Consider the following 23,556-nt stretch of genomic DNA (forward strand, 5'->3'; position numbering starts at 1 on the left):
GCCGCGTGGGCGGCCGTCGCCGCGGCGCCGGTCGCGGCGCCGGGTGTCGCGGTTGTTGGCCTCCGGTGAGGGGACGGTGCCCGCCTGCTGGTCGGCGGGGTCGTCCTGGCCGTCCTGCGGGGCGGTGGCCGAGGCGTCGGGCGAGGGGCTCGCCGTCTTGGCGGGGTCCTTGGGCAGCTTGGGGGACTTGATGGTGCCGTCCGTGCTGACCTTCGGCAGGCTCTTCTGCGGCTCGGGCAGCAGCGCCTTCTTCTTGTCGATCTCGCCGTCCTCGGAGACGCCGTACAGCGCGTTGTAGATGTTGCGCACGGCGGGGCCCGAGGCGCCGGAACCCGTACCACCCTGGGAGATCGTCATGACGACCGCGTAGTCCTCGGTGTAGGTGGTGAACCAGGAGGTGGTCTGCTTGCCGTAGACCTCGGCCGTACCGGTCTTGGCGTGCATCGGGATCTTGTCCTGCGGCCAGCCGCCGAAGCGCCAGGCGGCCGTACCGCGGGTGGCGACTCCCTCGAGGGCTTCGTCTATGGCGGCGAGGGTCTTCTTCGACATCGGCAGCTTGCCGTGCGCCTTGGGCTTGATCTCCGTGACGGTCTTGCCGTCGGGGCTGATGACTGCCTTGCCGACGGTGGGGTCGTACATGGTGCCGCCGTTGGAGATGGCGGCGTAGATGGTGGCCATCTGGATGGGGGTGACGAGGGTGTCGCCCTGGCCGATGGAGTAGTTGACGGAGTCACCGGCGCGCAGCCTGTTGCCTTCGAGGCAGTTCTCGTAGGCGATGCGCTCGGCGTAGCTGCCGTCCTTCTTGCCGGTCTTGCACCAGGCGTCCTTGTTGGCCTTCCAGTAGTCCTGCTTCCACTGGCGGTCGGGGACGCGGCCGGTGACCTCGTTGGGCAGGTCGATGCCGGTCTCCTTGCCGAGGCCGAACTGGTGGGCGGTCTTGTAGAACCAGTCGTTGGCATTCTTCTTCGGCTTGTTGCCGCCGTCGCGCTTCCACTCCTCGTGGGAGAGGCGGTAGAAGACGGTGTCGCAGGAGACCTCGAGGGCGCGGCCGAGGCTGATCGGGCCGTGGTTCTGGGACTCGAAGTTCTTGAAGACCTGGCCGCCGATGGAGTACGAGCTGGAGCAGTTGTAGGGGCCCTCGAAGGAGTAGCCGGCGTTGATGGCGGCCGCCGTCGGGATGACCTTGAAGACGGAGCCGGGTGCCGACTGGCCCTGGATGGCGCGGTTGAGCAGCGGGTAGTTGGACTTCTTGCCGGTGAGTCTGGCGTAGTCCTTGGCGGAGATGCCGCCGACCCAGGCGTTGGGGTCGTAGGTCGGGTTGGACGCCATGGCGACGACGCGGCCGGTCTTGGCCTCCATCACGACGACGGCGCCGGAGTCGGCCTTGTAGTTGGTGCCCGTGTTGCGGTCGTGCTGCTTGCGGGCTTCCTTCATCGCCCAGTCGAGCTGGTACTCGGCGACGCGCTGGACGCGGGCGTCGATGCTGGTGACGAGGTTGGCGCCGGGCTCGGCCGGGTCGTCCTCGGCCTTGCCGATGACGCGGCCGAGGTTGTCGACCTCGTAGCGGGTGACGCCGGCCTTGCCGCGCAGCTGCTTGTCGTACTGCCGCTCGAGTCCGGAGCGGCCGACCATGTCGGAGCGCAGATAGGGCGACTCGGTGTCCTGGGCCTGCTGGATCTCCTCGTCGGTGACGGGTGAGAGATAGCCGAGGACCTGGGCGGTGTTGGACTTGCCGGGGCCGGCGTAGCGGCGCACGGCCTGCGGTTCGGCGGTGATGCCGGGGAAGTCCTCGGCGCGTTCGCGGATCTGCAGGGCCTGCTTGGGCGTGGCCTCGTCGGTGATGGGGATGGGCTGGTACGGCGAGCCGTTCCAGCAGGGCTGCGGGGTCTTGGCGTCGCACAGCCGGACCTTCTCCATGACCTCCTTGGGGGTCATGCCGAGGACTCCGGCGAGTTTGGTCAGGACCGCCTTGCCGTCGTCCTGCATCTTCATCAGGTCGGTGCGGGAGGCGGAGACGACCAGCCGGGTCTCGTTGTCGGCGAGGGGCACGCCGCGGGCGTCGAGGATGGAGCCGCGCACCGCGGGCTGGACCACCTGCTGGACGTGGTTGCCGGACGCCTCCTTGGCGTACTGGTCGCCCTCGCGGATCTGGAGGTACCACAGGCGGCCGCCGAGCGTGCCGAGGAGGGAGAGGACGAGGACCTGGATGACGACGAGCCGGATCTGCACCCGTGGGCTGCGCCCGGTCTCCGGAATGTTGGTCACGCTGCTGCTCCCCCTCTCGATGCCCTGGACGGTCGTGCCACCGATGGCTGTCCCACTGACGTCTGTCCCGCTGACGGCTGTGTGCGGACGACTGATGAACGCCCGGCCCGCACGCCGGGGTTCCACCCCCGCCCACTCGTCCGGGTGAACTTCGCCGAGGTCACAGGCGCTTGACCCCCTTGATGCGTCCGGCGCGCGCGACCCGTGCCCGGGCCGCCTTCACCCGCAGGCCGCTGCCCCGCTGGCCGCCGATGCGCAGCCCGGTGCCGCCGGCGAGCCAGCCGGAGGAGATGTCGCCGGCCTTCGTCGAGTTCGTCTCGGCGAGCGGATCGTTCTCCGCGCGTCTGGCCAGCGCCATGACGCCGGGGACGACGAACGGGGCGAGCAGCAGGTCGTACAGCGCGGCGGTGAACAGCAGGCTGCCGAGGCCCACATGGCGGGCGGCGGTGTCGCCGACGAGGGCGCCGACACCGGCGTAGAGCAGGGTGGAGCCGAGCGCGGCGGCGACGACCACGACCATCGGGCCGGTGGCCGATTTCACCTGGCCGGTCTCGGGTTTGACGAGCCCGGCCAGGTAGCCGATGACGCACAGCACGAGGGCGTAGCGCCCGGCGGCGTGGTCGGCGGGCGGGGCGAGGTCAGCGAGGAGCCCGGCGAAGAAGCCGACGAGGGCGCCGCCGACATGGCCGTAGACCAGGGCGAGACCGAGGACGGTGAGCAGCAGCAGATCGGGTACGGCGCCCGGGAGATGGAGCCGGGCGAGGACGCTGACCTGGATGACCAGGGCGACGACGATCAGTGAGCTGGAGAGCAGGATCCGGTTGACGCGCATGTGACAGCTCCTACTGCTCTGGCTGGTCCTGGCCGTCGGCCGGGGCGGACGGGGTGACGGTCACCGTCACGGTCGGCGTGGGGGTCGGCTTCGGCTTCTTCGGCAGCACCGTGTCGCGCGGGTCCTTCTCCGGGGCCTGGACGACGACGCCGACGACGTCGAGCTTGCTGAAGCTGACGTACGGCGTGACGTAGAGGGTGCGGGTCAGGTCGCCGCCGGAGGGGTCGACGCGGGAGACGACGCCGACGGGCACGCCGGGCACGAACGGCCTGTCGGCCTGCGAGCCGAAGGTGACCAGGCGGTCGCCCTTCTTGATCTCGGCCTTGCCGTTGAGGAGTTCGACGCGCAGCGGCCGGTCGCCCTGGCCGGAGGCGAAGCCGAGTTCGTCGCTGCCCTCCATGCGGGTGCCGACGGTGAAGTCGGGGTCGCTGGCGAGGAGCACGGTGGCGGTGTTGGGGCCGACGGTGGTGACGCGGCCGACGAGTCCGTCGCCGTTGAGGACGGTCATGTCGCGCTTGATGCCGTCGCCCGCGCCGACGTCGATGGTGATGGTCCAGGAGAAGCCCTGGGCGGCTCCTATGGCGATGACCTGGGCGCCCTTGATGCCGTACTGGCCCTTGCCGGCGACGCCGAGCATCTTGTCGAGCTGCTTGAGCCGGCTGCGGTCCCGGTCGTCGCTGCCGAGCTCGGCCTTGAGCGCGGCGTTCTCCCGCTCCAGTTCGGCGAGCCGGTCGTGCCGGTCGCCGGACTCGCGGACCGCGGTGACCGCGTTGCCGATGGGATCGACCGCGCTCGACACGCCGCTCTCGATCGGGCCGAACACGGACGCCGCGGCCCCCCGGGCACCGTCGACCGGCGAATCCTCTCCGCCGCGGATGTCCACCGTGATCAGTGCGAACGCGATGGCGATCAGCAGCACCAGAAGCAGCCGGCTCTCTTTCGTGTCCCTCACGTGCGGCGGCCGTGCCTTCCTCGTCGAGAACGGGTATCGAGAACGGTGGTGAGACAGGGGTTTTGGTGAGCTTATGTCTCTATATCAACGATCCGCCGTACGAGAGGTGATCGTCCCGTACGGCGGAATCGAAGAGTTGTGTCATCTGCGCGGCTGGGCGTCCAGCACCTGCTGCAGCGCCTCGAACTCCTCGACGCACTTGCCGGAGCCGAGCGCCACGCTGTCCAGCGGGTCCTCGGCGATGTGGATCGGCATGCCCGTCTCCCGGCGCAGCCGCTCGTCCAGACCGCGCAGCAGGGCCCCGCCGCCGGTCAGAACGATTCCTCGGTCCATGATGTCGCCGGACAGCTCCGGCGGGCACTTGTCGAGGGTCGTCTTCACGGCGTCCACGATGGCGTTGACGGGTTCCTCGATGGCCTTGCGGACTTCGGCGGCCGAGATGACGACGGTCTTGGGCAGCCCCGAGACGAGGTCCCTGCCGCGGATTTCGGTGTGCTCGTCGGTGTCGAGGTCGTACGCCGAACCGATCGTGATCTTGATCTGTTCGGCCGTCCGCTCACCCAGCAGCAGCGAGTACTCCTTCTTGATGTGCTGGATGATGGCGTTGTCCAGTTCGTCGCCCGCGACGCGGATGGACTGGGCGGTGACGATGCCGCCGAGGGAGATGACCGCGACCTCCGTGGTGCCGCCGCCGATGTCCACCACCATGTTGCCGGTGGCCTCGTGGACCGGCAGCCCGGAGCCGATGGCCGCCGCCATGGGCTCCTCGATGATGTGCACCTGGCGGGCGCCGGCCTGGGACGACGCCTCGATGACGGCGCGGCGCTCGACGCCGGTGATGCCCGAGGGCACACAGACGACGACCCGCGGACGAGCCAGATACCGCCGCTTGTGGATCTTCAGGATGAAGTAGCGGAGCATCCGCTCGGTGATCTCGAAGTCGGCGATGACGCCGTCCTTCAGCGGACGTACGGCAACGATGTTGCCGGGCGTGCGCCCGATCATCTTCTTCGCTTCGGCGCCGACCGCGAGGATGCCACCGGTGTTGGTGTTGATCGCGACGACGGACGGCTCGTTGAGTACGATCCCGCGACCCCTGACGTACACCAGCGTGTTGGCGGTCCCGAGGTCGACAGCCATGTCACGGCCGATGAACGACATTGAGTTCCCCATCAGGATTCGTCTGGCCTACCCACAAGCTTTTGAGGGCTTTTCAGGTCGGCGAGGTGGGTGCTGTGACGTGAAGGCTTCCATCGTAGACGCGCCTTCGCGAACACTGCGCGAGGGTCTTGGCCATTGTCATCAGATGGCGTCCCCCGTTGCTTGTGGAGACGGTCCATCGGGGGCATGCGTTCCCCCGAACGCCGCGCATATGCCAGGAAGGTCCGGGGCCCGTGCCCCGGACCTTCCCGTGTCTCTAGGCCCTGTCGTCACATTCCCGCCTGCCTGGCGACGCCATGCACGCTCCCCCACTGCCTTAAGGGCGTGGGAGGTGCCCCCACTCGCCGCACCGGGCGCCGACCACGTACAACCAGTACGCCGGTCGACGCCCGGCACGCCGAGAGCACGCTCCCCCACCCTCGAACCGCGCTTCGCACGGCTCGGGCGGGAGGTGCCCCCACGCCGCCGCCAGGCCCGCCCTCCGGGCGGACGACGGGAATGTGACGACAGGGCCTAGGCGCGGCCCGGGAAGAAGATCTTGACCTCGCGCTCGGCCGACTCCTCGGAGTCGGAGGCGTGGATCAGGTTCTCCCGGACGATGACGCCGAAGTCGCCGCGGATCGACCCCGGGGCGGCGGCGATCGGGTCGGTCGGGCCGGCCAGTTGGCGCAGCCCCTCGATGACCCGCTCACCCTCGACGATCATCGCCACGACCGGTCCGGAGGCCATGAACTCCACCAGCGGCTCGTAGAAGGGCTTGCCCTTGTGCTCGCCGTAGTGCTGCTCCAGCGTGTCCTGGTCCAGGGTGCGCAGCTCCAGCGCGGTGATCTGCCAGCCGGCCTTGCGCTCGATACGGCTGATGATCTCGCCGGTCAGGCCACGACGGACCGCGTCGGGCTTGAGGAGGACGAGGGTGCGCTGGGTCACGGCGGAGCTCCTTGAGTGCAGCAGATGTGTGCGGGTCCGATGAGGTTACAAGGGAGCAGCTCAGGCTGCGTCAGGCTGCTCGGCCTGCGCGGCGAAACGGGCCTTCGCCTCGTCCACCTTTCGACCGAAATGAACCGAAGCCCACCACAGGGCGGCGAACACGACCCCCATGAAGAACATCATCGGGACGAAGACGCCGGAGGCGATCAGGGCGATCTGCAGCACCCAGCCGAGGGCGACGCCGCCGGGCCGGGTCACCATCCCGCACAGCACCACCGACAGGAACATCGCGATGCCGCACACGGTCCACACCGTGCCCGTCGCGAGGTCGGGGTCCTTCATCGCGACCAGCCCGGCGAAGCCGATGACGAAGAACTCGCCGATCAGGGTGGAAGAACACAGCGTACGCATCGTGGGTCAGCCCCTCCCCAGGAGCAGTCGGGCCTCGCCGACGGTGATGACGGAACCGGTGACGAGCACACCGCCGCCCGCGAACTCGCCCTCCTCCTCGGCCAGCGTGATGGCGGCCTCCAGCGCGTCGGGCAGCCGGGGCTCGACCTGGACGCGGTCCTCGCCGAACACCTCGACGGCGATGCCGGCCAGTTCGTCGGCGTCCATCGCGCGGTGGCTGGAGTTCTGTGTGACGACGACCTCCGCGAAGACCGGCTCGAACGCCTCCAGCAGCCCGCGCACGTTCTTGTCGCCGCTCGCGCCGACGACACCGATGAGCCGGCTGAACTGGAACGCCTCCCCCAGCGCCTCGGCCACCACCCGTGCGCCCGCCGGATTGTGCGCGGCGTCCAGCACCACGGTCGGCGAACGGCGTACGACCTCCAGCCGGCCCGGCGAGGCGACGGCGGCGAAGGCGCGGCGGACGGTGTCGATGTCGAGCGGTTCGGCGCGCTCGGCGCCGACGCCGAAGAACGCCTCTACGGCGGCGAGCGCCACGGCCGCGTTGTGCGCCTGGTGCGCGCCGTGGAGCGGGAGGTACACCTCGGTGTACTCGCCGCCCAGCCCGCGCAGGGTGAGCAGCTGGCCGCCGACGGCGACCTGCCGGTCGACGACCCCGAACTCCAGGCCCTCACGGGCCACGGTCGCGTCCACCTCGACGGCCTTCTTCAGCAGCACCTGCGCGGCGTCGACCGGCTGCTGGGCCATGATCACGGTCGCGCCCTGCTTGATGATGCCGCCCTTCTCGGTGGCGATCTCCGCGGGCGTGCTGCCGAGCCGGTCGGTGTGGTCGAGGTCGATGGGCGTGACGACGGCGACGTCCCCGTCGATCACGTTCGTCGCGTCCCAGCTGCCGCCCATGCCGACCTCGACGACGGCGACGTCCACCGGGGCGTCGGCGAAGGCGGCGTACGCCATGCCCGTGAGCACCTCGAAGAACGACAGCCGGTACTCCTGCTGGGCGTCGACCATCTCGATGTACGGCTGGATGTCCCGGTACGTCTCGATGAACCGCTCGGCGGAGATCGGGGCGCCGTCGAGGCTGATGCGCTCGGTGATCGACTGCACGTGCGGGGAGGTGTACCGGCCGGTGCGCAGCTCGAAGGCACCGAGGAGGGCCTCGATCATGCGGGCGGTGGAGGTCTTGCCGTTGGTGCCGGTGATGTGGATCGAGGGGTACGAGCGCTGGGGCTCGCCCAGGACGTCCATCAGGGCGGCGATGCGGCTGACGGAGGGCTCGAGCTTGGTCTCGCCCCAGCGGGTGGCCAGCTCCCCCTCGACCTCGCGCAGGGCCTTGTCGACCTCGGGGTCCTCGGGGCGCGCGGGGATGTCCGCCTGAGGGGGGCCGCCCTGGGTGCGCAGGGTGCGGCTGCCGGCCTCGATGACGGCGAGATCGGGGTCGCGGTCGGTTTCGGCCGCGATGATCTCTTCGAAGGGGTCGTCGCTGTCACTCACGGTGCCAGTCTACGGAGCCGCGGTGACAGGGCGCCCATGGAGTGGGGTGGCATGGGTCGCCGGGCGGCTGCGGGTGCGTTGTGGCTTGTCGCGCAGTTCCCCGCGCCCCTTTAGGGACGTCGAGGCCCCCGGTGCCTGCAAGGGCACCGGGGGCCTGAGCGCGCGAGGGGTGGCTTACGCGGGCGGCAGCTTCTCCAGCTGGGACGTGATGCGGGTGATGTCCTCCTCGGCCTTGGCGAGCCGCGTGCGGATCTTGTCCACCACGTGGTCCGGGGCCTTCGACAGGAACGCCTCGTTGCCGAGCTTGGCCGTGGCCTGGGCCTTCTCCTTCTCGGCGGCGGCGAGGTCCTTCGCCAGTCGCTTGCGTTCCGCCGCGACGTCGATCACGCCGGACAGGTCGAGGGCGACCTCGACGCCCGCGACCGGGAGGGTCGCCGTCGCCGTGAAGTTCTCGCCCTCCGGCTGCAGGCGCAGCAGCTGGCGGATGGCCGCCTCGTGCGGGGCGAGGGCCGTGCCGTCGAGGGTCAGGCGGGCCGGGACCCGCTGGCCGGGCTGGAGGCCCTGGTCGGCGCGGAAGCGGCGGACCTCGGTGATCACCGACTGGAGCGTGGAGATCTCCCGCTCGGCGTCGGCGTCACGGAAGCCACTGTCCTTGGGCCAGTCGGCGATGACGATCGACTCGCCGCCGGTCAGCGTGGTCCACAGGGTCTCCGTCACGAACGGGACGACCGGGTGGAGCAGCTTCAGCGTGACGTCGACGACCTCGCCGAGGACGCGCTTGCTGACCTCGGCCGGCTCGCCGCCCGCCTGGAACGTCGTCTTGGACAGCTCGACGTACCAGTCGAAGACCTCGTCCCACGCGAAGTGGAACAGCGCGTCCGACAGCTTGGCGAACTGGAAGTCGTCGTAGTACGCGTCGACTTCGGCGACGACGGAGTTCAGGCGGGAGAGGATCCAGCGGTCCGTCGACGACATCGCCGAGGCGTCCGGCAGGGGCCCCTCCACCGTCGCACCGTTCATCAGGGCGAAGCGGGTCGCGTTCCAGATCTTGTTGGCGAAGTTGCGCGAGCCCTGGACCCAGTCCTCGCCGATCGGGACGTCGACGCCCGGGTTGGCACCGCGGGCCAGCGTGAACCGGAGCGCGTCGGAGCCGTACTTGTCCATCCAGTCCAGCGGGTTGACCGCGTTGCCGAAGGACTTCGACATCTTCTTGCCGAACTGGTCGCGGACCATGCCGTGCAGGGCGATGGTGTGGAACGGCGGGGTGCCGTCCATCGCGTACAGGCCGAACATCATCATCCGGGCGACCCAGAAGAAGAGGATGTCGTAGCCGGTGACCAGGACGGAGTTCGGGTAGAACTTCGCGAGCGACTCGGTCTGTTCGGGCCAGCCGAGCGTGGAGAACGGCCACAGGCCGGAGGAGAACCAGGTGTCCAGGACGTCGGAGTCCTGGTGCCAGCCCTCGCCGGTGGGCGGCTCCTCGTCGGGGCCGACGCAGACGACCTCGCCGTCCGGGCCGTACCAGACGGGGATGCGGTGGCCCCACCACAACTGCCGTGAGATGCACCAGTCGTGGAGGTTGTCGACCCAGTCGAAGTACCGCTTCTCCATCTCCTGCGGGTGGATCTTGACCCGGCCGTCGCGGACCGCGTCGCCGGCGGCCTTGGCGAGCGGGCCGACCTTGACCCACCACTGCTTGGACAGGCGCGGCTCGATGGTGGTCTTGCAGCGCGAGCAGTGGCCGACGGAGTGGACGTACGGCCGCTTCTCGGCGACGATCCGGCCCTCGGCGCGCAGCGCGCCGACGATGGCGGAGCGGGCCTCCAGCCGGTCCAGGCCCTGGAAGGGGCCGTGGGCGGTGATGACGGCGTGCTCGTCCATCACGGTCAGCGCCGGCAGGTCGTGCCGCTGGCCGATCTCGAAGTCGTTCGGGTCGTGAGCCGGGGTGACCTTGACGGCGCCCGTACCGAACTCCGGGTCGACGTGCTCGTCGGCGACGACCGGGATGCGGCGGCCGGTGAGCGGCAGCTCGATCTCGCGGCCGACGAGGTGCCGGTAGCGCTCGTCCTCCGGGTGGACGGCGACGGCGGTGTCGCCGAGCATCGTCTCCGCGCGGGTGGTGGCCACGACGATGGAGTCGTCGCCCTCGCCGTAGCGGATGGAGACGAGCTCGCCGTCGTCGTCCTGGTACTCGACCTCGATGTCGGAGATGGCGGTCAGACAGCGCGGGCACCAGTTGATGATGCGCTCGGCGCGGTAGATGAGACCGTCGTCGAAGAGGCGCTTGAAGATGGTCTGGACGGCCTGGGACAGGCCCTCGTCCATGGTGAAGCGCTCGCGGGACCAGGCGACGCCGTCGCCGAGGCGGCGCATCTGGCCGGAGATCTGCCCGCCGGACTCGGCCTTCCACTGCCAGACCCGCTCGACGAAGGCCTCGCGGCCGAGGTCGTGGCGGGACTTGCCCTCCTTGGCGAGCTCGCGCTCGACGACGTTCTGCGTGGCGATACCGGCGTGGTCCATGCCGGGCTGCCACAGCGTCTCGAAGCCCTGCATGCGCTTGCGGCGGGTCAGGGCGTCGATGAGGGTGTGCTCGAAGGCGTGCCCGAGGTGCAGGCTGCCGGTGACGTTCGGCGGCGGGATGACGATGGTGTACGCCGGCTTGTCGCTCTTCTCGTCCGCCTCGAAGTAACCCCGCTCTACCCAGCGCTCGTACAGCGGCCCCTCTACGTCGGCCGGCGCGTACTGGGTCGGCAGGTCGGTGGTGGGCGCTGGTGGCTGCTGCTGAGCGTTCTCGGTCACGGAAGTCAGTTTAGAGGTGTCACGGCCCCGTCCCGAAACACGATTCTTCTGTAACGGTGCGACCCCCGCTGGCCTGAACACATCAGGTCTGCGCCAGGATGTGAACGACACATAAGCATCTGGAGGGGAACCCAGAAATGAGCTACAACCAGCCGGGCCCGTACGGCGGGCAGCCCCAGCAGCCCGGACCGTACGGCCAGCCGGGTCCTTACGGCCAGCAGCCGCAGGCTCCGCAGCCCGGCTACGGCTACCCTCAGCAGGCCCCGCCGCCCGGCCAGCCCGGCTACGGCTACCCCCAGCAGCCCGGCCACCCCGGCGTCCCCCCGCAGCAGCCCCCCTACGGCCAGGCCCCGTACGGCATGCCCCCGCAGCCCCCGGCGTCGGGCGGCGGCGGCAAGAAGGCGGGCATCATCATCGGCGCGGTGGCGGTCGTGGCGGCGATCGGCGTGGGCGCGTACTTCGTGATCGGCGGGGGCGGAGGCGCAGGCGGGCTGGAGGACGACGGCCCGCACAAGCTGTCGGCACCGCAGAAGGTGCTGGGCGAGTACACGCGTGTCGGCGAGGGCGGCGAGGACTCCAGCTCCGACACCGCGGATGACCTGGCGAAGAGCGGCGTGAAGAACGGCAAGTCGGTCGGTGCTTCGTACTCGACGGCGGACTTCAGCAACTACGACCCGACCGATCCCACGACGTTGCCCGACAAGACTGAGCTGCTGCAGGCCAAGGGCGTGACGTTCCTCGGTGCCTATGGTGAGGTCGAGGACCCCGAGTCCGCCGTCGACAAGTTGTTCGCGGCCCTCAAGAAGGAGACCAAGGAGAGCTCGAGCAACAACGGACTCATGACCGAGCTCGTCGGCGAGCCCGAGTCCGTCGACATCGACGGTGCGGTCATGAAGTGCCAAGCCGGCAAGGGCACGAACGACCTCACGCAGAAGCCGACCACGAACTGGCTCTGCGCCTGGGCCGACTACAGCACGGTCGCCCTCGTCTCCCCCGGTGACAACACCAAGGACATCACCAAGGACGCTGCGGCGGACATCACCACCAAGCTCCGCGACGAGGTCCGCGTCAAGGCCTGACGACCACGTACGCCGAAAGGGCCCCGGTCGAGCGACCGGGGCCCTTTCGCGTGCCGTTCTTCGTTACGCAGTCTTCTGCTCGCCCGGCCCCCGTCCGCGCGCGTCGCGCGGGATCAGGGTGGGGTTGACGTTGGAGAGGACCACGTCTGCTGTGATGACGACGCGGGCCACGTCCTTGCGGGACGGGACCTCGTACATCACGCCCTGGAGGACTTCCTCCATGATGGCGCGCAGGCCGCGGGCGCCGGTCTGGCGGAGGATGGCCTGGTCGGCGATGGCCTCAAGGGCCTCGCGCTCGAAGTCCAGTTCCACGCCGTCGAGTTCGAAGAGGCGCTGGTACTGCTTCACCAGGGCGTTGCGCGGCTCGACGAGGATCTTCAGGAGGGCCTCGCGGTCCAGGTTGTGGACCGAGGTGATGACGGGGAGGCGGCCGATGAACTCCGGGATCATGCCGAACTTGACCAGGTCCTCCGGCATGACCTCCTCGAACTGGTCCTTGTTCTCCAGCTCCCGCTTGGAGCGGATCTGCGCGCCGAAGCCGATGCCCTTGGCGCCCGCGCGCCCCTCGATGATCTTCTCCAGGCCCGCGAAGGCACCGCCCACGATGAACAGGACGTTCGTCGTGTCGATCTGGATGAACTCCTGGTGCGGGTGCTTGCGGCCGCCCTGGGGCGGCACCGAGGCCGTGGTGCCCTCGAGGATCTTCAGCAGGGCCTGCTGGACGCCCTCGCCCGAGACGTCGCGCGTGATGGAGGGGTTTTCACTCTTCCTCGCGACCTTGTCGATCTCGTCGATGTAGATGATCCCGGTCTCGGCCTTCTTGACGTCGTAGTCGGCCGCCTGGATCAGCTTCAGCAGGATGTTCTCGACGTCCTCGCCGACGTAGCCCGCCTCCGTCAGCGCCGTGGCGTCGGCGATCGCGAACGGGACGTTCAGCATGCGGGCCAGGGTCTGGGCGAGGAGCGTCTTGCCGGAGCCGGTGGGGCCCAGCAGCAGGATGTTGGACTTGGCGAGCTCGATGGCGTCGTCACGTCCGTTCGCCCCGCCGTTCTCGCCGGCCTGGACACGTTTGTAGTGGTTGTACACCGCGACGGAGAGGGCCTTCTTCGCCGCCTCCTGGCCGACCACGTACCCCTCGAGGAACTCGTAGATCTCGCGGGGCTTGGGCAGCTCCTCCCAGCGCACCTCGCTGGTCTCGGCGAGCTCTTCCTCGATGATCTCGTTGCAGAGATCGATGCACTCGTCGCAGATGTACACACCGGGCCCTGCGATGAGCTTCTTGACCTGCTTCTGGCTCTTTCCGCAGAACGAGCACTTGAGCAGATCGCCGCCGTCACCGATGCGTGCCACGGTGTGCTTCCCCTTCGCCTGGGAGACGCCTGGACGTCAACGTCCAGCGACTCCTGGTGCTGCCTTATGTCCGACGGTACCTTGCCGGGCCCCCCGTTCGGGCCCCCCTTGGCGCGGTTCGCTTTGACGTGGACCGTGTCAAACCGTGCCAAGGGGCGGCAGACGTCTCAAGCCTCCCGCGTCAGCGCAGGCTGGAGTTGTCCATCTTGCGGGTGGTGATGATCTGGTCAATCAGGCCGTACTGCAGCGCGTCCTCGGCCGTGAGGATCTTGTCGCGCTCGATGTCCTCGCGGATCTTCTCGATCGTCTGGGTGGAGTGCTTGGCCAGCATCTCCTCCAGCTGCGTCCGCATCCGCAGGATCTCGTTCGCGGCGATCTCCAGGTCGGAGACCTGACCGCGGCCCGTCTCGCTGTACGGCTGGTGGATCAGCACGCGCGCGTTCGGCAGGGCCATACGCTTGCCGGGCGTGCCGGCGGCCAGCAGGACGGCGGCGGCGGAGGCCGCCTGGCCCATGCAGACCGTCTGGATGTCCGGCTTGACGTACTGCATCGTGTCGTAGATCGCCGTCAGCGCGGTGAAGGAGCCACCGGGGCTGTTGATGTAGACCGAGATGTCCCGGTCGGGGTCCATCGACTCCAGGCACAGCAGCTGCGCCATGACGTCGTTGGCGGAGGCGTCGTCGATCTGGACGCCGAGGAAGATCACCCGCTCCTCGAAGAGCTTCGCGTACGGGTCGTACTCGCGGATGCCCTGGGAGGTGCGCTCGACGAAGCGCGGGATGACGTAGCGGGACTCGGCCGTGGGGCCGGTGTACCGGGACTGGGAGGCGCGCATGTCCTGCACGGCGTCCATGCGGTCGTACAGGCCGCGGCCGGGGAAGTCGTTCACGGTGTCTCCTGGAAAGGGGCTGAGGCGGTCGGCTTGAGGCTGCTGGGGCGGTTCAGCGGGCCTGGCAGGGCCCGGAGGCGTCCGCGGGGCCGCAAGGGCTCCGGTGGGACGCTCAGGCCCCGGTGCCGCCGCCGCCCGGCATGCCGGCGGCCGTGGCGATCACGTCGTCGATGAGGCCGTACTCCTTGGCCTCGAAGGCGTCGAACCAGCGGTCGCGGTCGGAGTCGCGGGTGATCTGCTCGACCGTCTGACCGGTGTGCTGCGCCGTGAGCTCGGCCATGCGCTTCTTGGTGTGCAGCAGCCGCTCGGCGTGGATCTTGATGTCCGAGGCCGAGCCGGCGAGGCCGGCGGAGGGCTGGTGGATCAGGATCTCGGCGTTCGGCAGCGCGAAGCGCTTGCCGGGGGTGCCGGCGCTCAGCAGGAACTGACCCATGGAGGCCGCCAGGCCCATGGCGATCGTCACCACGTCGTTCTTGATGTACTGCATGGTGTCGTAGATCGCCATGCCGGCCGTGATGGAGCCGCCGGGGCTGTTGATGTAGAGGTAGATGTCCTTGTCCGGGTCCGCGGCAAGGAGCAGCAGCTGTGCGGTGATCCGGTTCGCAATGTCGTCGTCGACCGGCTGGCCGAGGAAGATGATCCGCTCGTTGAGCAGCCGGCTGTAGACCTGGTCGCCGAGGCCACCACCGATGGAGGGCTCGCCGGCGGCGGAGGGCATCAGATTCGTCACGTATCCACCTGCTCGTCTTACGACGGCGCCGGGCCGTCTCACGTTTCCCTGCGGGGGCCTCCGGCGGTTCGGCCGCTTGTTGGCTGGGCCCCGTATTCATGGACCCTAACGCTCAGGGTGGGTGGTGCCATCCCGGTTCTGTGGGTGTTCGCCGGGGGCGTAGCGTCGTGGGGGATCCGTTTCATCGGCGGGTGCGGGTCCGTTGTGGCTTGTCGCGCAGTTCCCCGCGCCCCTTCAGGCTGGCTGCCCTGCCGTACGGCAGAAGGGCCCCGGGGGAATCCCCAGGGCCCTTCCTACGATCTACCAGGTGCCGGGGGCTCAGCCCTCGGACTTGTCCTCGGCGGACTCGTCGGACTCGGTGGCGGCCTCGGCCGTCTCGGCCTCCTCCGTCTCCTCCTCGTCGTCGAGGTCGACGATCTCGCCGTTGGTGTCCTTGACCGTGGCCTTCTCGACCACGACGGCCAGGGCCTTGCCGCGGGCGACCTCGCCGACGAGGAGCGGGACCTGGCCCTGCTCGACGACGGCCTGGGCGAACTGGTCGGGGGACATGCCGGAGGAGGCGGCGCGCCGCATGAGGTGCTCGGTGAGCTCCTCCTGGTTGACGTTGAGCTTCTCCTGCTTGACGAGCTCGTCGAGCACGAACTGGGTCTTGATGCCCTTGATCGCGGCCTCGCGGGTCTCGTTGTCGAACTCCTCGGCGGTCTTGCCCTGGATCTCCAGGTACTTGTCGAGGGTGAGGCCCATCTGGCCGAGCTGGTGGTGCTCGAGGTTGTGCTTGCGGGTGTTGATCTCGTCCTCGAGCAGCTTCTCGGGGACCGGGACCTCGACCAGGTCGAGCAGCTTCTCCAGGACGCGCTCCTGGGCCTGCGTGGCCTGGTCGTACCGCTTCATGTTCTCCAGGCGCTTGCGGCTGTCGGCCTTCAGCTCCTCGAGGGTGTCGAACTCGGAGGCGAGCTGCGCGAACTCGTCGTCCAGCTCGGGCAGTTCGCGCTTGGCGACCTGGGTGACCCTGACGGTGACCTCGGCCTCCTTGCCGGCCGCGGAGCCGCCCTTCAGCTCGGAGGTGAAGGTGCCCTCCTCACCGGCGGACAGGCCCTTGACGGCGTCGTCGATGCCGTCGAGGAGCTCGCCGGAGCCGATGGTGTAGGAGACGCCGGAGGCGACGCCGTCCTCGAGGACCTCGCCCTCGACCTTGGCCTCCAGGTCGATGGTGACGACGTCGCCGTCCTCGGCGGCGCGCTCGACCGGGGAGGTCGAGGCGAAGCGCTCGCGCAGCTGCTCGACCGACTTCTCGACGTCCTCGTCGGTGACCTCGACGGCGTCGACCTCGACCTCGATGCCGGAGTAGTCCGGGATCTCGATGGCCGGGCGGATGTCGACCTCGGCGGTGAAGTTCAGCGTCTCGCCGTCCTTCAGCTCCGTGATGTCGACCTCGGGCTGGCCCAGCGGGCTGAGCTCGGCCTCGTTGACCGCGTCGGTGTAGAACTTCGGGAGGGCGTCGTTGACGGCCTCCTCCAGCACCGCACCGCGGCCGAAGCGCTGGTCGATGACCCGGGCCGGGACCTTGCCCTTGCGGAAGCCCTTCACCGTGACCTGCTGGTTGATCTTCTTGTACGCCGCGTCGAGGCTGTCCTTGAGCTCCTCGAAGGGCACCTCGACAGTGAGCCGAACCCGGGTCGGGTTCAGGGTCTCCACGGCGCTCTTCACGGTTCGGTCTCCTTGTGGCTGACTTCTCGGTTTCTGCCGGGACCAGAGCGGTCCGGCGGATTCGCCGCCCGGAGGACTTCAGACGCTGAGACACACGGGCGTGCAGCTTGCATAGTAACGGCAGCGACTACGGCGCCCAAAAGGCGATCACCGGTGCGTGACCGATACGATCACCGAGGGTGATCGGGCAGGTGGTCGGGGTGGCGGGATTTGAACCCACGGCCTTCCGCTCCCAAAGCGGACGCGCTACCAAGCTGCGCCACACCCCGTCTGGTGCGACACGTAGGGTACATGCCGCCGGGCGGTGGGGCCGCCGCATTTCCCGGGCGCGCTGCGGTGTCGCCGGCGGGGCGGAAAACGGGGTGTGCGGACAGCAGGCGTGACCCGCTACGATGCCTGTCAGTGCCGCGGCCGGTCCGGTCGGCGGCGCGCTGTGCGGGCGTAGCTCAATGGTAGAGCCCTAGTCTTCCAAACTAGCTACGCGGGTTCGATTCCCGTCGCCCGCTCTGTACGGCTCAGGGCCGGGCCGGAAGGATCACTCCTTCCGGCCCGGCCCTGAGCCGTTTCTCGCGCCCGGTGCCTAGAACTGGATCGAGTTGATCGTCTCGGCGATCGAGTTCAGGAAGCGCTGGATGTCGTCGGCCATGCCGGTGGAGGCGAGGAAGAAGCCGAAGAGGACCGCGACGATCGCGGGGCCCGCCTTGATGGATCCGCCCCTCAGGAGCACCACAAGGATGATCGCCAACAGCAGCACCACAGACAGTGAAATGGCCACAACTGATCACACCCTCGGTCGGTCCGCTCTCCCGGCCCGGGGACGCGACCCCGCGCACCCCGCCAGAACCATCGTGCCACCAACGAGGCCGCCTCATGCGGCGGGTGACGCATCGTCCGGCACACGATGACCGGACAGCCGTGGCCGCGTCCGGGCGCCGGGGGCAACCACGCCGTCTCGTACGGCAATTCGAGGCGCCACCCGCGCGGGTAATTCGGCCGGATCGTTTCCGTATCCACACAACGCGTTCGCAGGTATTTCGAATTACCGCCGCCGGCCTCTCAACGGGCCCGTCACCGTGCCGCGAAGACGACGGAAGGGGACATTCCACCGGAGTCGCCCGCTGGCCTTATGCACGGTTTAGTCCGGAAGAATCATGACAAGCGTGGCGCCATCGGGCGGTATGGACGTGCTCAGCCGCCTTGCAGCGCAAGTGTGTTGGCCATCACGCCCGCGGTGCCGCCGACTTTCCCCAATCCGGGGTAGCCGAGCCGAATAACCAGTAATGACGTCGGGCGTTTTACGAATACCCGAACACGACGCTAGGGTGCCTCAGATGTTCCACGCTGCCTCGTCCCCCGCAAGCGCAGCGAGGTCCCCGATCCTCTCCCCCGGTTCGATGTGGGAGGGCCGGTGACGAACTCGCTGCGACCGTACGGCAACCGCAGAACGCCGCTCCCCCCGGCACAGTCGCCGGCGCCCGGAGTGCCGAGCCCGCGTACCCCGGGCTCGAGCACCGGGGCCCGGCGGAGCGACCGGCCCGCCCCCTCCGGCAAGCAGCGCGACGCGTTCTTCGACAACGCCAAGTACCTGGCGATCGTGCTGGTGGCCATCGGCCACGCCTGGGAGCCCCTGAAGGGCGACAGCCGCACCCTCGAAGCCGCCTACACGGTCGTGTACACGTTCCACATGCCGGCGTTCATCATCATCTCCGGCTTCTTCTCGCGCAGCTTCGACATGCGCCCCGACCGGCTGCGGCGGCTGATCACCGGTGTCGCCGTGCCGTACATCCTCTTCGAGACCGCCTATCCCCTGTTCAAGCGGTTCATCGACGACGACCCGCAGCAGGAGATCAGCCTGCTCGACCCCTGGTACCTGACCTGGTTCCTGTGCGCGCTGTTCGTGTGGCGGCTGACCACCCCGATCTGGAAGGCGGTCCGGCATCCGCTGCCGCTGGCGCTCGGTCTCGCCATGCTGGCCAGCGTCACGCCGGAGATCGGTGACGACCTCGATCTGCAGCGCGTGCTGCAGTTCCTGCCGTACTTCGTCCTCGGTCTGTGCATGAAGCCGGAGCACTTCCACCGGGTGCGCACCCGCTCGGTGCGGATCGCCTCCGTGCCGGTGTTCGCGGCGGCGCTGGCCTTCGGCTGGTGGGCGGTGCCGCGGATGAACACCGCGTGGTTCTACCACCGGGACGCCGCGCAGGAGCTGGGCGCACCCTGGTGGGCCGGGCCGGTCATGGTGCTGGCGATGTTCGGCTGCTCGCTGCTGCTGACGGCCTGCTTCTTCGCCTGGGTGCCTCGCCGCCACATGTGGTTCACCGCGCTCGGCGCGGGCACGCTGTACGGCTACCTGCTGCACGGCTTCGTGGTGAAGGCCGGCGACTACCAGGGCTGGTTCGAGCAGCCCGCGCTGCAGGGACCGCTCGGCGCGATCGCCGTGACCGTCCTCGCGGCCGTGCTGGTGACGCTGCTGTGCACCAAGCCGGTGCAGCGGGTCTTCCGGTTCGCGATGGAGCCGAGGATGGAGTGGGCGTTCAAGCGGGACGCCGCCGAGCTGGCGCGCGAACGCGAGCGCGAGCGCGGCGAACAGCGGCAGACGCGGGAGAAGGTCTCCGCCTGAGACCTGCCGGCCTACTCCGGCTCGTCCCCCGACACCAGGCCGAGAAGTGTGCGCATCCGCGCGTACTTCTCGGCCAGTCGCGTTCTGGTGGCCTCGTCCAGTACGGCCAGACGCGCAGGGTCGGCGTTGTGCGCCAGGTCGGCCTCCTTGACCAGCAGCGCGCCGGGGGTGGCGAGGATGCGGGCCGCGTACGCCTCGGGCGGCTCGGCCGGCGCTTTGGTGACGGCGAGGACGATGTCCTTGGTACGCCGGGTCAGCGGCGCCTCCTCGAGCCACTGCCGCGAGAGCCTGTCGTCCTCCACGGCGTCGTGCAGCCAGGCCGCGGCGATCTGCTCCGCGTCGCCGCCCGGCGCGCGTACGCCCTCGGCGACGGCCCGCAGGTGCTCCTCGTAGGGCCGGCCCGCCTTGTCGGTCTGACCGGCGTGGGCGGCGCGGGCGGTGGCCTCGACCTCGGCCAGGGTCATGGGGGTCATCGGTGTGTCCGTCACGCGTCCAGTGTCCTCCCCGCAGCGGGGCGGCGGTCAGCGCAGGGCCGTGGCGGTGGGGCCTTCGCGGCAGATCAGCAGCAGGGCGCGGTCGTCGTTGACGTCCTTGGCGACCGACTCGATCAGATGCCAGGCCGCTCCGTGGAAGCCGCCGGCGACATAGCGGTCGGCCTCGCCGGTGAGGCGGTCGATGCCCTCGACGATGTCCCGGTCGGAGGTCTCCACCAGGCCGTCGGTGAACAGCATCAGCACGTCACCAGGGCGCAGGGAGCCCTTCACGGGGTCGAACTGGGCGCCGTCGTACACGCCGAGCAGGGGACCGTCGGCGGCCTTCTCCTCCCAGCGGCCGCTGCCCGCGCTGAGCTGGAGTCCCGGCGGGTGGCCCGCGGAGTACAGCTCGTAGTCGCCGGAGTCGAGGTCGAGGACGAGGTGGATGGAGGTGGCGAAGCCCTCCTCCCACTCCTGGCGCAGCAGATAGCCGTTGGCGGCCGGGAGGAAGGCGTGCGGGGGCAGGCTGCCGAGCAGACCGCCGAAGGCACCGGACAGCAGCAGGGCGCGCGAGCCGGCGTCCATGCCCTTGCCGGAGACGTCGGTGAGGACGACCTCCAGGGTCCGCCCGCCGTTGGTGCGGGCCGCGACCACGAAGTCGCCCGAGAAGGACTGGCCGCCCGCGGGGCGCAGGGCCATCTCGTGGTGCCAGCCGGTGGGCAGTTTGGGCAGTTTGCTCTGCACCCGGATGCGTTCGCGCAGGTCGAACAGCATGGTGCCGCCGCGTCTCCAGGGCACGCCGACCCGGCTGCGGAACTGGGCGACGACCAGCCCGAAGAACCCGCAGGCCGCCACCACCAGCACCACGCCCGGGGTCACCCGCGAGGCGCCCTCGGTGTACGGGCCGAGCTGCACGGACTCCACGATCAGGGCGGTGGCGGCGGCCGCGTACAGGCCGAGCAGGCTGGCCGGGCGCAGGAGCAGGCCGCCGGCGACGATCGGCAGGACGAGCGCGGCCGGGGAGAACCAGACGGAGTTGACGAGCGTGCCGGCCATGATCAGGGGAATGGTGAGGAAGAGACCGGCGAGCGCGATCCAGTCCGAGCCGTCCCCGCGGAAGTAGTCGACGGCGGCTCTGCGCACGCCGACGCGGGCCCGGTGCCACTGCTTCTTCAACCGGGCCGTGAACGTGTCGGCTTCCGCGCGCCGCTGTCGTCCTGGTGCCATTAGTTCGGGACCCTATCCATCGGACCGGCCGCTTGGCACGGGAGGTCCTGGTTGTCCCCCGTCCGGGGACCGACTTCACAGTGAACTTCACGGAACGCCGTCTCGTGGGCGCCCGGGAGAAATTCCCTCGCTCGTCCCGCATTGCCCTGCTAGGCATGGCTCATGACGAATGAGCGGACGGTCACGGTGGACGGACTCAGGAAACTGGCCAAGGACGACTGGGACACGTGGTACGGGACGCTGATACGCGCCTTCGGCGGAGTTCCGGAAGCGGACGAGGAACGGGAACTGTGGAACTCCCTGACCGAGTTCGACCGTTCTGTGGGCGTATGGGACGGCGACGAGTGTGTGGGGACGGCGGGCGCGTTCACGTTCGGGCTGACCGTGCCCGGCGGGGCGTCCGTGCCGGCGGCGGGCGTCACCATGGTGAGCGTGGCCGCCACGCACCGGCGGCGCGGGGTGCTGACGTCCATGATGCGGCGGCAGTTGGACGACATACGGTCCTGGGGCGAGCCGCTGGCGGTGCTCACGGCGTCCGAGCCGGCGATCTACGGCCGGTTCGGGTACGGGACGGCGGCCTTCAGCCTGGACGCCGAGATCGACACCAGCCGGGTGACCCTGTCGACACCCGAGGGCACCGATGACGTACGCGTGCGGTACGCGGCGCCCGCCGAGGTCGCCGAGGAGTGCCGGGCGGTGTACGACCGGCTCGTGCCCGGGCGGCCGGGCATGCTGAGGACGCCGCCCGGCTGGGAGCGGGTCCCGCTGCTCGATCCGGAGAGCGACCGGGACGGGGCCTCGCCGCTGCAGTGCGTGGTCGCCCGGCGCGACGGCGAGACGGTGGGGTACGCGCGGTTCCGGGTGAAGCCCGGCTGGGGGACGGCCGGGCCCGACGGAACGGTGCTGCTCAGCGATCTGGCCGCGCTGGATCCGGCGGCGGACGCGGCGCTGTGGCGGTTCCTGGCCGGCATCGATCTGACCTCGACGCTGGTGGTGCGCAGGCGGCCGGTCGACGAGGCGTGGCAGTACCTGGTGTCCGACATCCGGCGGTGCCGGCCTTCGCTGCGGGACTGGCTCTACGTACGGCTGGTCGATGTGGGGGCGGCGCTCGCGCAGCGGACGTACCAGGCGCCGGTGGACGTGGTGTTCGAGGTGGAGGACGCGTTCTGCCCCTGGAACGCGGGGCGTTGGCGGCTGACCGGGGACACGAAGGGCGCCTCGTGCGAGCGGACGACGGACGCGGCGGATCTCGCCCTGTCGGTACGGGAGTTGGGGGCGGCGTATCTGGGCGGGGTGAGCCTCGCCGCGCTCGGGGCGGCCGGGCGGGTGCGCGAACTGCGGGGCGGGGCGCTGGCGGAGGCGGCCGTCGGGTTCGGTGCGGTCGGCGGCGTCGCGCCGTGGCTGCCGTTCGGGTTCTGAACGTTCTGGGCGTTCGGGTTCTGGGCGTGGCTCAGGGGCGGCGCTGGCAGGACGGGCACCAGAAGAGGTTGCGGGCGGCGAGGCCGGCGGTGCGGATCTGCTCGCCGCAGAGGTGGCAGGGCTGGTGCGCGCGCCGGTAGACGTACACCTCGCCGCCGTGGTCGTCGACGCGGGGCGGGCGGCCCATCGCCTCCGGGGTGTGTTCGGGGCGGACGGTGTCGATGCGGTTGTGGCGGACGCCCTCGTGCATGAGGCCGACGAGGTCGGTCCACAGGGCGTCCCACTCGGCGGGGGTGATGTCGCGGCCGGGGCGGTACGGGTCGATGCGGTGCCGGAAGAGGACCTCGGCGCGGTAGACGTTGCCGACGCCGGCGATGACCTTCTGGTCCATGAGGAGGGCGGCGATCGTCGTACGGCTGCGGCTGATCCGGCGGTAGGCGGCGGCCGGGTCGGCGTCGGGGCGCAGCGGGTCGGGGCCGAGGCGGTCGTGTATCGCCTGCTTCTCGGGGTCCGTGATCAGGGCGCAGGTGGTGGGGCCGCGGAGGTCGACATACGCGGTGCCGTCGGCGAGCCGGAGGCGGACGGTGTCGGTGGGCGGGGGTGCGGGGGCCGGGCCGAAGGTGACCTTGCCGAAGAGGCCGAGGTGGATGTGGATCCAGTCGGCGTCGCGGAAGCCGTTGCTGAAGCCGAGGAAGAGGTGTTTTCCGTGGGCGTCGGTGGTGTGGAGGGGGGTGTGGTCGAGGAGGGCGGCGGCGTCGGAGAACTTGCCCTGGGGGCTGGTGACGCGGAGGGGGGCGCCGGTGGCGAAGGCCGCGGCGTAGTCCTTGGCCAGCCGGTGGATGGTGTGCCCCTCGGGCATGGGTTCCCTTCTCTGCCTTTCCTTTTGCCCACCCACCCGCCCGACTCGGTTCGTTGAGAGACGGGCGGGAGGCGTTGCGGCTGCTGGACGTGGTGCGGTGCGGGCCTCCGCCCGGTCCGACTCGGTTCGCCGGGAGACGGGCGGGAGGCGTTGCGGCTGCTGGACGTGGTGCGGCGCGGGCCTCCGCCCGGTCCGACTCGGTTCGCCGGGAGACGGGCGGGAGGCGTTACAGCTGCTGGACGTGGTGCCGCGCGGCCCTCCGCCCGGTCCGACTCGGTTCGCCGGGAGGCGGGTGGGGGCTGCGGTGTGAGCACCTGGCCCGTGCGGCTCGATTGGTTACGAGTCGGGCGGGGCGGTGCTACTGC

At 69.8% G+C, this 23,556-nt stretch carries 19 protein-coding genes and 2 tRNA genes; 4 read left to right on the top strand and 17 right to left on the bottom strand.

Annotated elements, in window-relative coordinates:
* The 8 genes from mrdA to N4P33_RS15875 all read right to left on the bottom strand — a co-directional run.
* On the bottom strand, nt 1-2,265 hold a 2,265-nt coding region (gene mrdA / locus N4P33_RS15840; protein ID WP_260827256.1), incomplete at its 3' end, for a penicillin-binding protein 2.
* A gap of 160 nt (nt 2,266-2,425) precedes the next feature.
* Nucleotides 2,426-3,097 (bottom strand): rod shape-determining protein MreD, encoded by a 672-nt coding sequence (gene mreD / locus N4P33_RS15845; protein ID WP_260827257.1) that lies wholly within the window; start codon nt 3,095-3,097, stop codon nt 2,426-2,428.
* Between the two features lie 10 nt (nt 3,098-3,107).
* Nucleotides 3,108-4,049, bottom strand: a complete 942-nt coding sequence (mreC, locus tag N4P33_RS15850) for a rod shape-determining protein MreC (RefSeq protein ID WP_260827258.1) — start codon at nt 4,047-4,049, stop codon at nt 3,108-3,110.
* Nucleotides 4,050-4,190: 141 nt separating this feature from the next.
* On the bottom strand, nt 4,191-5,210 hold the full coding sequence (locus tag N4P33_RS15855) for a rod shape-determining protein (protein WP_006133575.1): 1,020 nt from the start codon (nt 5,208-5,210) through the stop codon (nt 4,191-4,193).
* Nucleotides 5,211-5,723: 513 nt separating this feature from the next.
* Entirely contained in the window at nt 5,724-6,137 is a 414-nt protein-coding gene (gene ndk, locus N4P33_RS15860) for a nucleoside-diphosphate kinase (RefSeq protein WP_142195371.1), read from the bottom strand.
* Between the two features lie 60 nt (nt 6,138-6,197).
* Entirely contained in the window at nt 6,198-6,548 is a 351-nt protein-coding gene (locus N4P33_RS15865) for a DUF4233 domain-containing protein (protein ID WP_260827259.1), read from the bottom strand.
* Nucleotides 6,549-6,554: 6 nt separating this feature from the next.
* On the bottom strand, nt 6,555-8,042 hold the full coding sequence (locus N4P33_RS15870; RefSeq protein ID WP_260827260.1) for a folylpolyglutamate synthase/dihydrofolate synthase family protein: 1,488 nt from the start codon (nt 8,040-8,042) through the stop codon (nt 6,555-6,557).
* A 174-nt stretch (nt 8,043-8,216) separates the two neighbouring features.
* Nucleotides 8,217-10,841: a valine--tRNA ligase gene (locus N4P33_RS15875; protein ID WP_260827261.1), complete on the bottom strand. Its 2,625-nt coding sequence runs from the start codon at nt 10,839-10,841 to the stop codon at nt 8,217-8,219.
* A 137-nt stretch (nt 10,842-10,978) separates the two neighbouring features.
* Between N4P33_RS15875 and N4P33_RS15880 the strand changes: the two genes are divergently transcribed.
* Nucleotides 10,979-11,920 (top strand): hypothetical protein, encoded by a 942-nt coding sequence (locus N4P33_RS15880; protein ID WP_260827262.1) that lies wholly within the window; start codon nt 10,979-10,981, stop codon nt 11,918-11,920.
* A 63-nt stretch (nt 11,921-11,983) separates the two neighbouring features.
* On the opposite strand, the gene clpX is transcribed toward N4P33_RS15880, so the two are convergent.
* The 5 genes from clpX to N4P33_RS15905 form a co-directional block, all read right to left on the bottom strand.
* The gene (gene clpX / locus N4P33_RS15885) at nt 11,984-13,270 is read right to left on the bottom strand and encodes an ATP-dependent Clp protease ATP-binding subunit ClpX (RefSeq protein ID WP_260827263.1); all 1,287 of its coding nucleotides are present in this window, start codon (nt 13,268-13,270) and stop codon (nt 11,984-11,986) included.
* A 181-nt stretch (nt 13,271-13,451) separates the two neighbouring features.
* Nucleotides 13,452-14,159, bottom strand: a complete 708-nt coding sequence (locus N4P33_RS15890; RefSeq protein WP_313904518.1) for an ATP-dependent Clp protease proteolytic subunit — start codon at nt 14,157-14,159, stop codon at nt 13,452-13,454.
* A 112-nt stretch (nt 14,160-14,271) separates the two neighbouring features.
* Nucleotides 14,272-14,877 (bottom strand): ATP-dependent Clp protease proteolytic subunit, encoded by a 606-nt coding sequence (locus N4P33_RS15895; protein WP_260827270.1) that lies wholly within the window; start codon nt 14,875-14,877, stop codon nt 14,272-14,274.
* A 330-nt stretch (nt 14,878-15,207) separates the two neighbouring features.
* Entirely contained in the window at nt 15,208-16,596 is a 1,389-nt protein-coding gene (tig, locus tag N4P33_RS15900) for a trigger factor (protein ID WP_260827264.1), read from the bottom strand.
* 192 nt (nt 16,597-16,788) lie between these two features.
* Nucleotides 16,789-16,865: transfer RNA gene (locus N4P33_RS15905), tRNA-Pro, on the bottom strand.
* 166 nt (nt 16,866-17,031) lie between these two features.
* Here N4P33_RS15905 and N4P33_RS15910 point away from each other — a divergent pair.
* Nucleotides 17,032-17,102: transfer RNA gene (locus N4P33_RS15910), tRNA-Gly, on the top strand.
* A gap of 74 nt (nt 17,103-17,176) precedes the next feature.
* Here the strand turns inward: N4P33_RS15910 and N4P33_RS15915 are convergent.
* The gene (locus N4P33_RS15915; protein ID WP_123999966.1) at nt 17,177-17,371 is read right to left on the bottom strand and encodes a hypothetical protein; all 195 of its coding nucleotides are present in this window, start codon (nt 17,369-17,371) and stop codon (nt 17,177-17,179) included.
* Between the two features lie 633 nt (nt 17,372-18,004).
* Between N4P33_RS15915 and N4P33_RS15920 the strand changes: the two genes are divergently transcribed.
* On the top strand, nt 18,005-19,213 hold the full coding sequence (locus N4P33_RS15920; protein ID WP_260827265.1) for an acyltransferase family protein: 1,209 nt from the start codon (nt 18,005-18,007) through the stop codon (nt 19,211-19,213).
* A gap of 11 nt (nt 19,214-19,224) precedes the next feature.
* Here the strand turns inward: N4P33_RS15920 and N4P33_RS15925 are convergent, their stop codons facing one another.
* The gene (locus N4P33_RS15925; RefSeq protein ID WP_260827271.1) at nt 19,225-19,677 is read right to left on the bottom strand and encodes an HD domain-containing protein; all 453 of its coding nucleotides are present in this window, start codon (nt 19,675-19,677) and stop codon (nt 19,225-19,227) included.
* Nucleotides 19,678-19,734: 57 nt separating this feature from the next.
* A complete protein-coding gene (locus N4P33_RS15930; RefSeq protein WP_260827266.1) occupies nt 19,735-20,913 on the bottom strand; it encodes a PP2C family protein-serine/threonine phosphatase in 1,179 nt (392 codons plus the stop codon).
* A gap of 162 nt (nt 20,914-21,075) precedes the next feature.
* On the opposite strand from N4P33_RS15930, the gene N4P33_RS15935 reads away from it, so the two are divergent.
* A complete protein-coding gene (locus N4P33_RS15935; protein WP_260827267.1) occupies nt 21,076-22,332 on the top strand; it encodes a GNAT family N-acetyltransferase in 1,257 nt (418 codons plus the stop codon).
* Nucleotides 22,333-22,363: 31 nt separating this feature from the next.
* Here the strand turns inward: N4P33_RS15935 and N4P33_RS15940 are convergent, their stop codons facing one another.
* Nucleotides 22,364-23,191 (bottom strand): Fpg/Nei family DNA glycosylase, encoded by an 828-nt coding sequence (locus N4P33_RS15940; RefSeq protein ID WP_260827268.1) that lies wholly within the window; start codon nt 23,189-23,191, stop codon nt 22,364-22,366.
* Between the last annotated feature and the right edge of the window lie 365 nt (nt 23,192-23,556).

Origin of the sequence: Streptomyces sp. 15-116A, assembly GCF_025290915.1 — a bacterium.
Classification (GTDB): Bacteria; Actinomycetota; Actinomycetes; order Streptomycetales; family Streptomycetaceae; genus Streptomyces.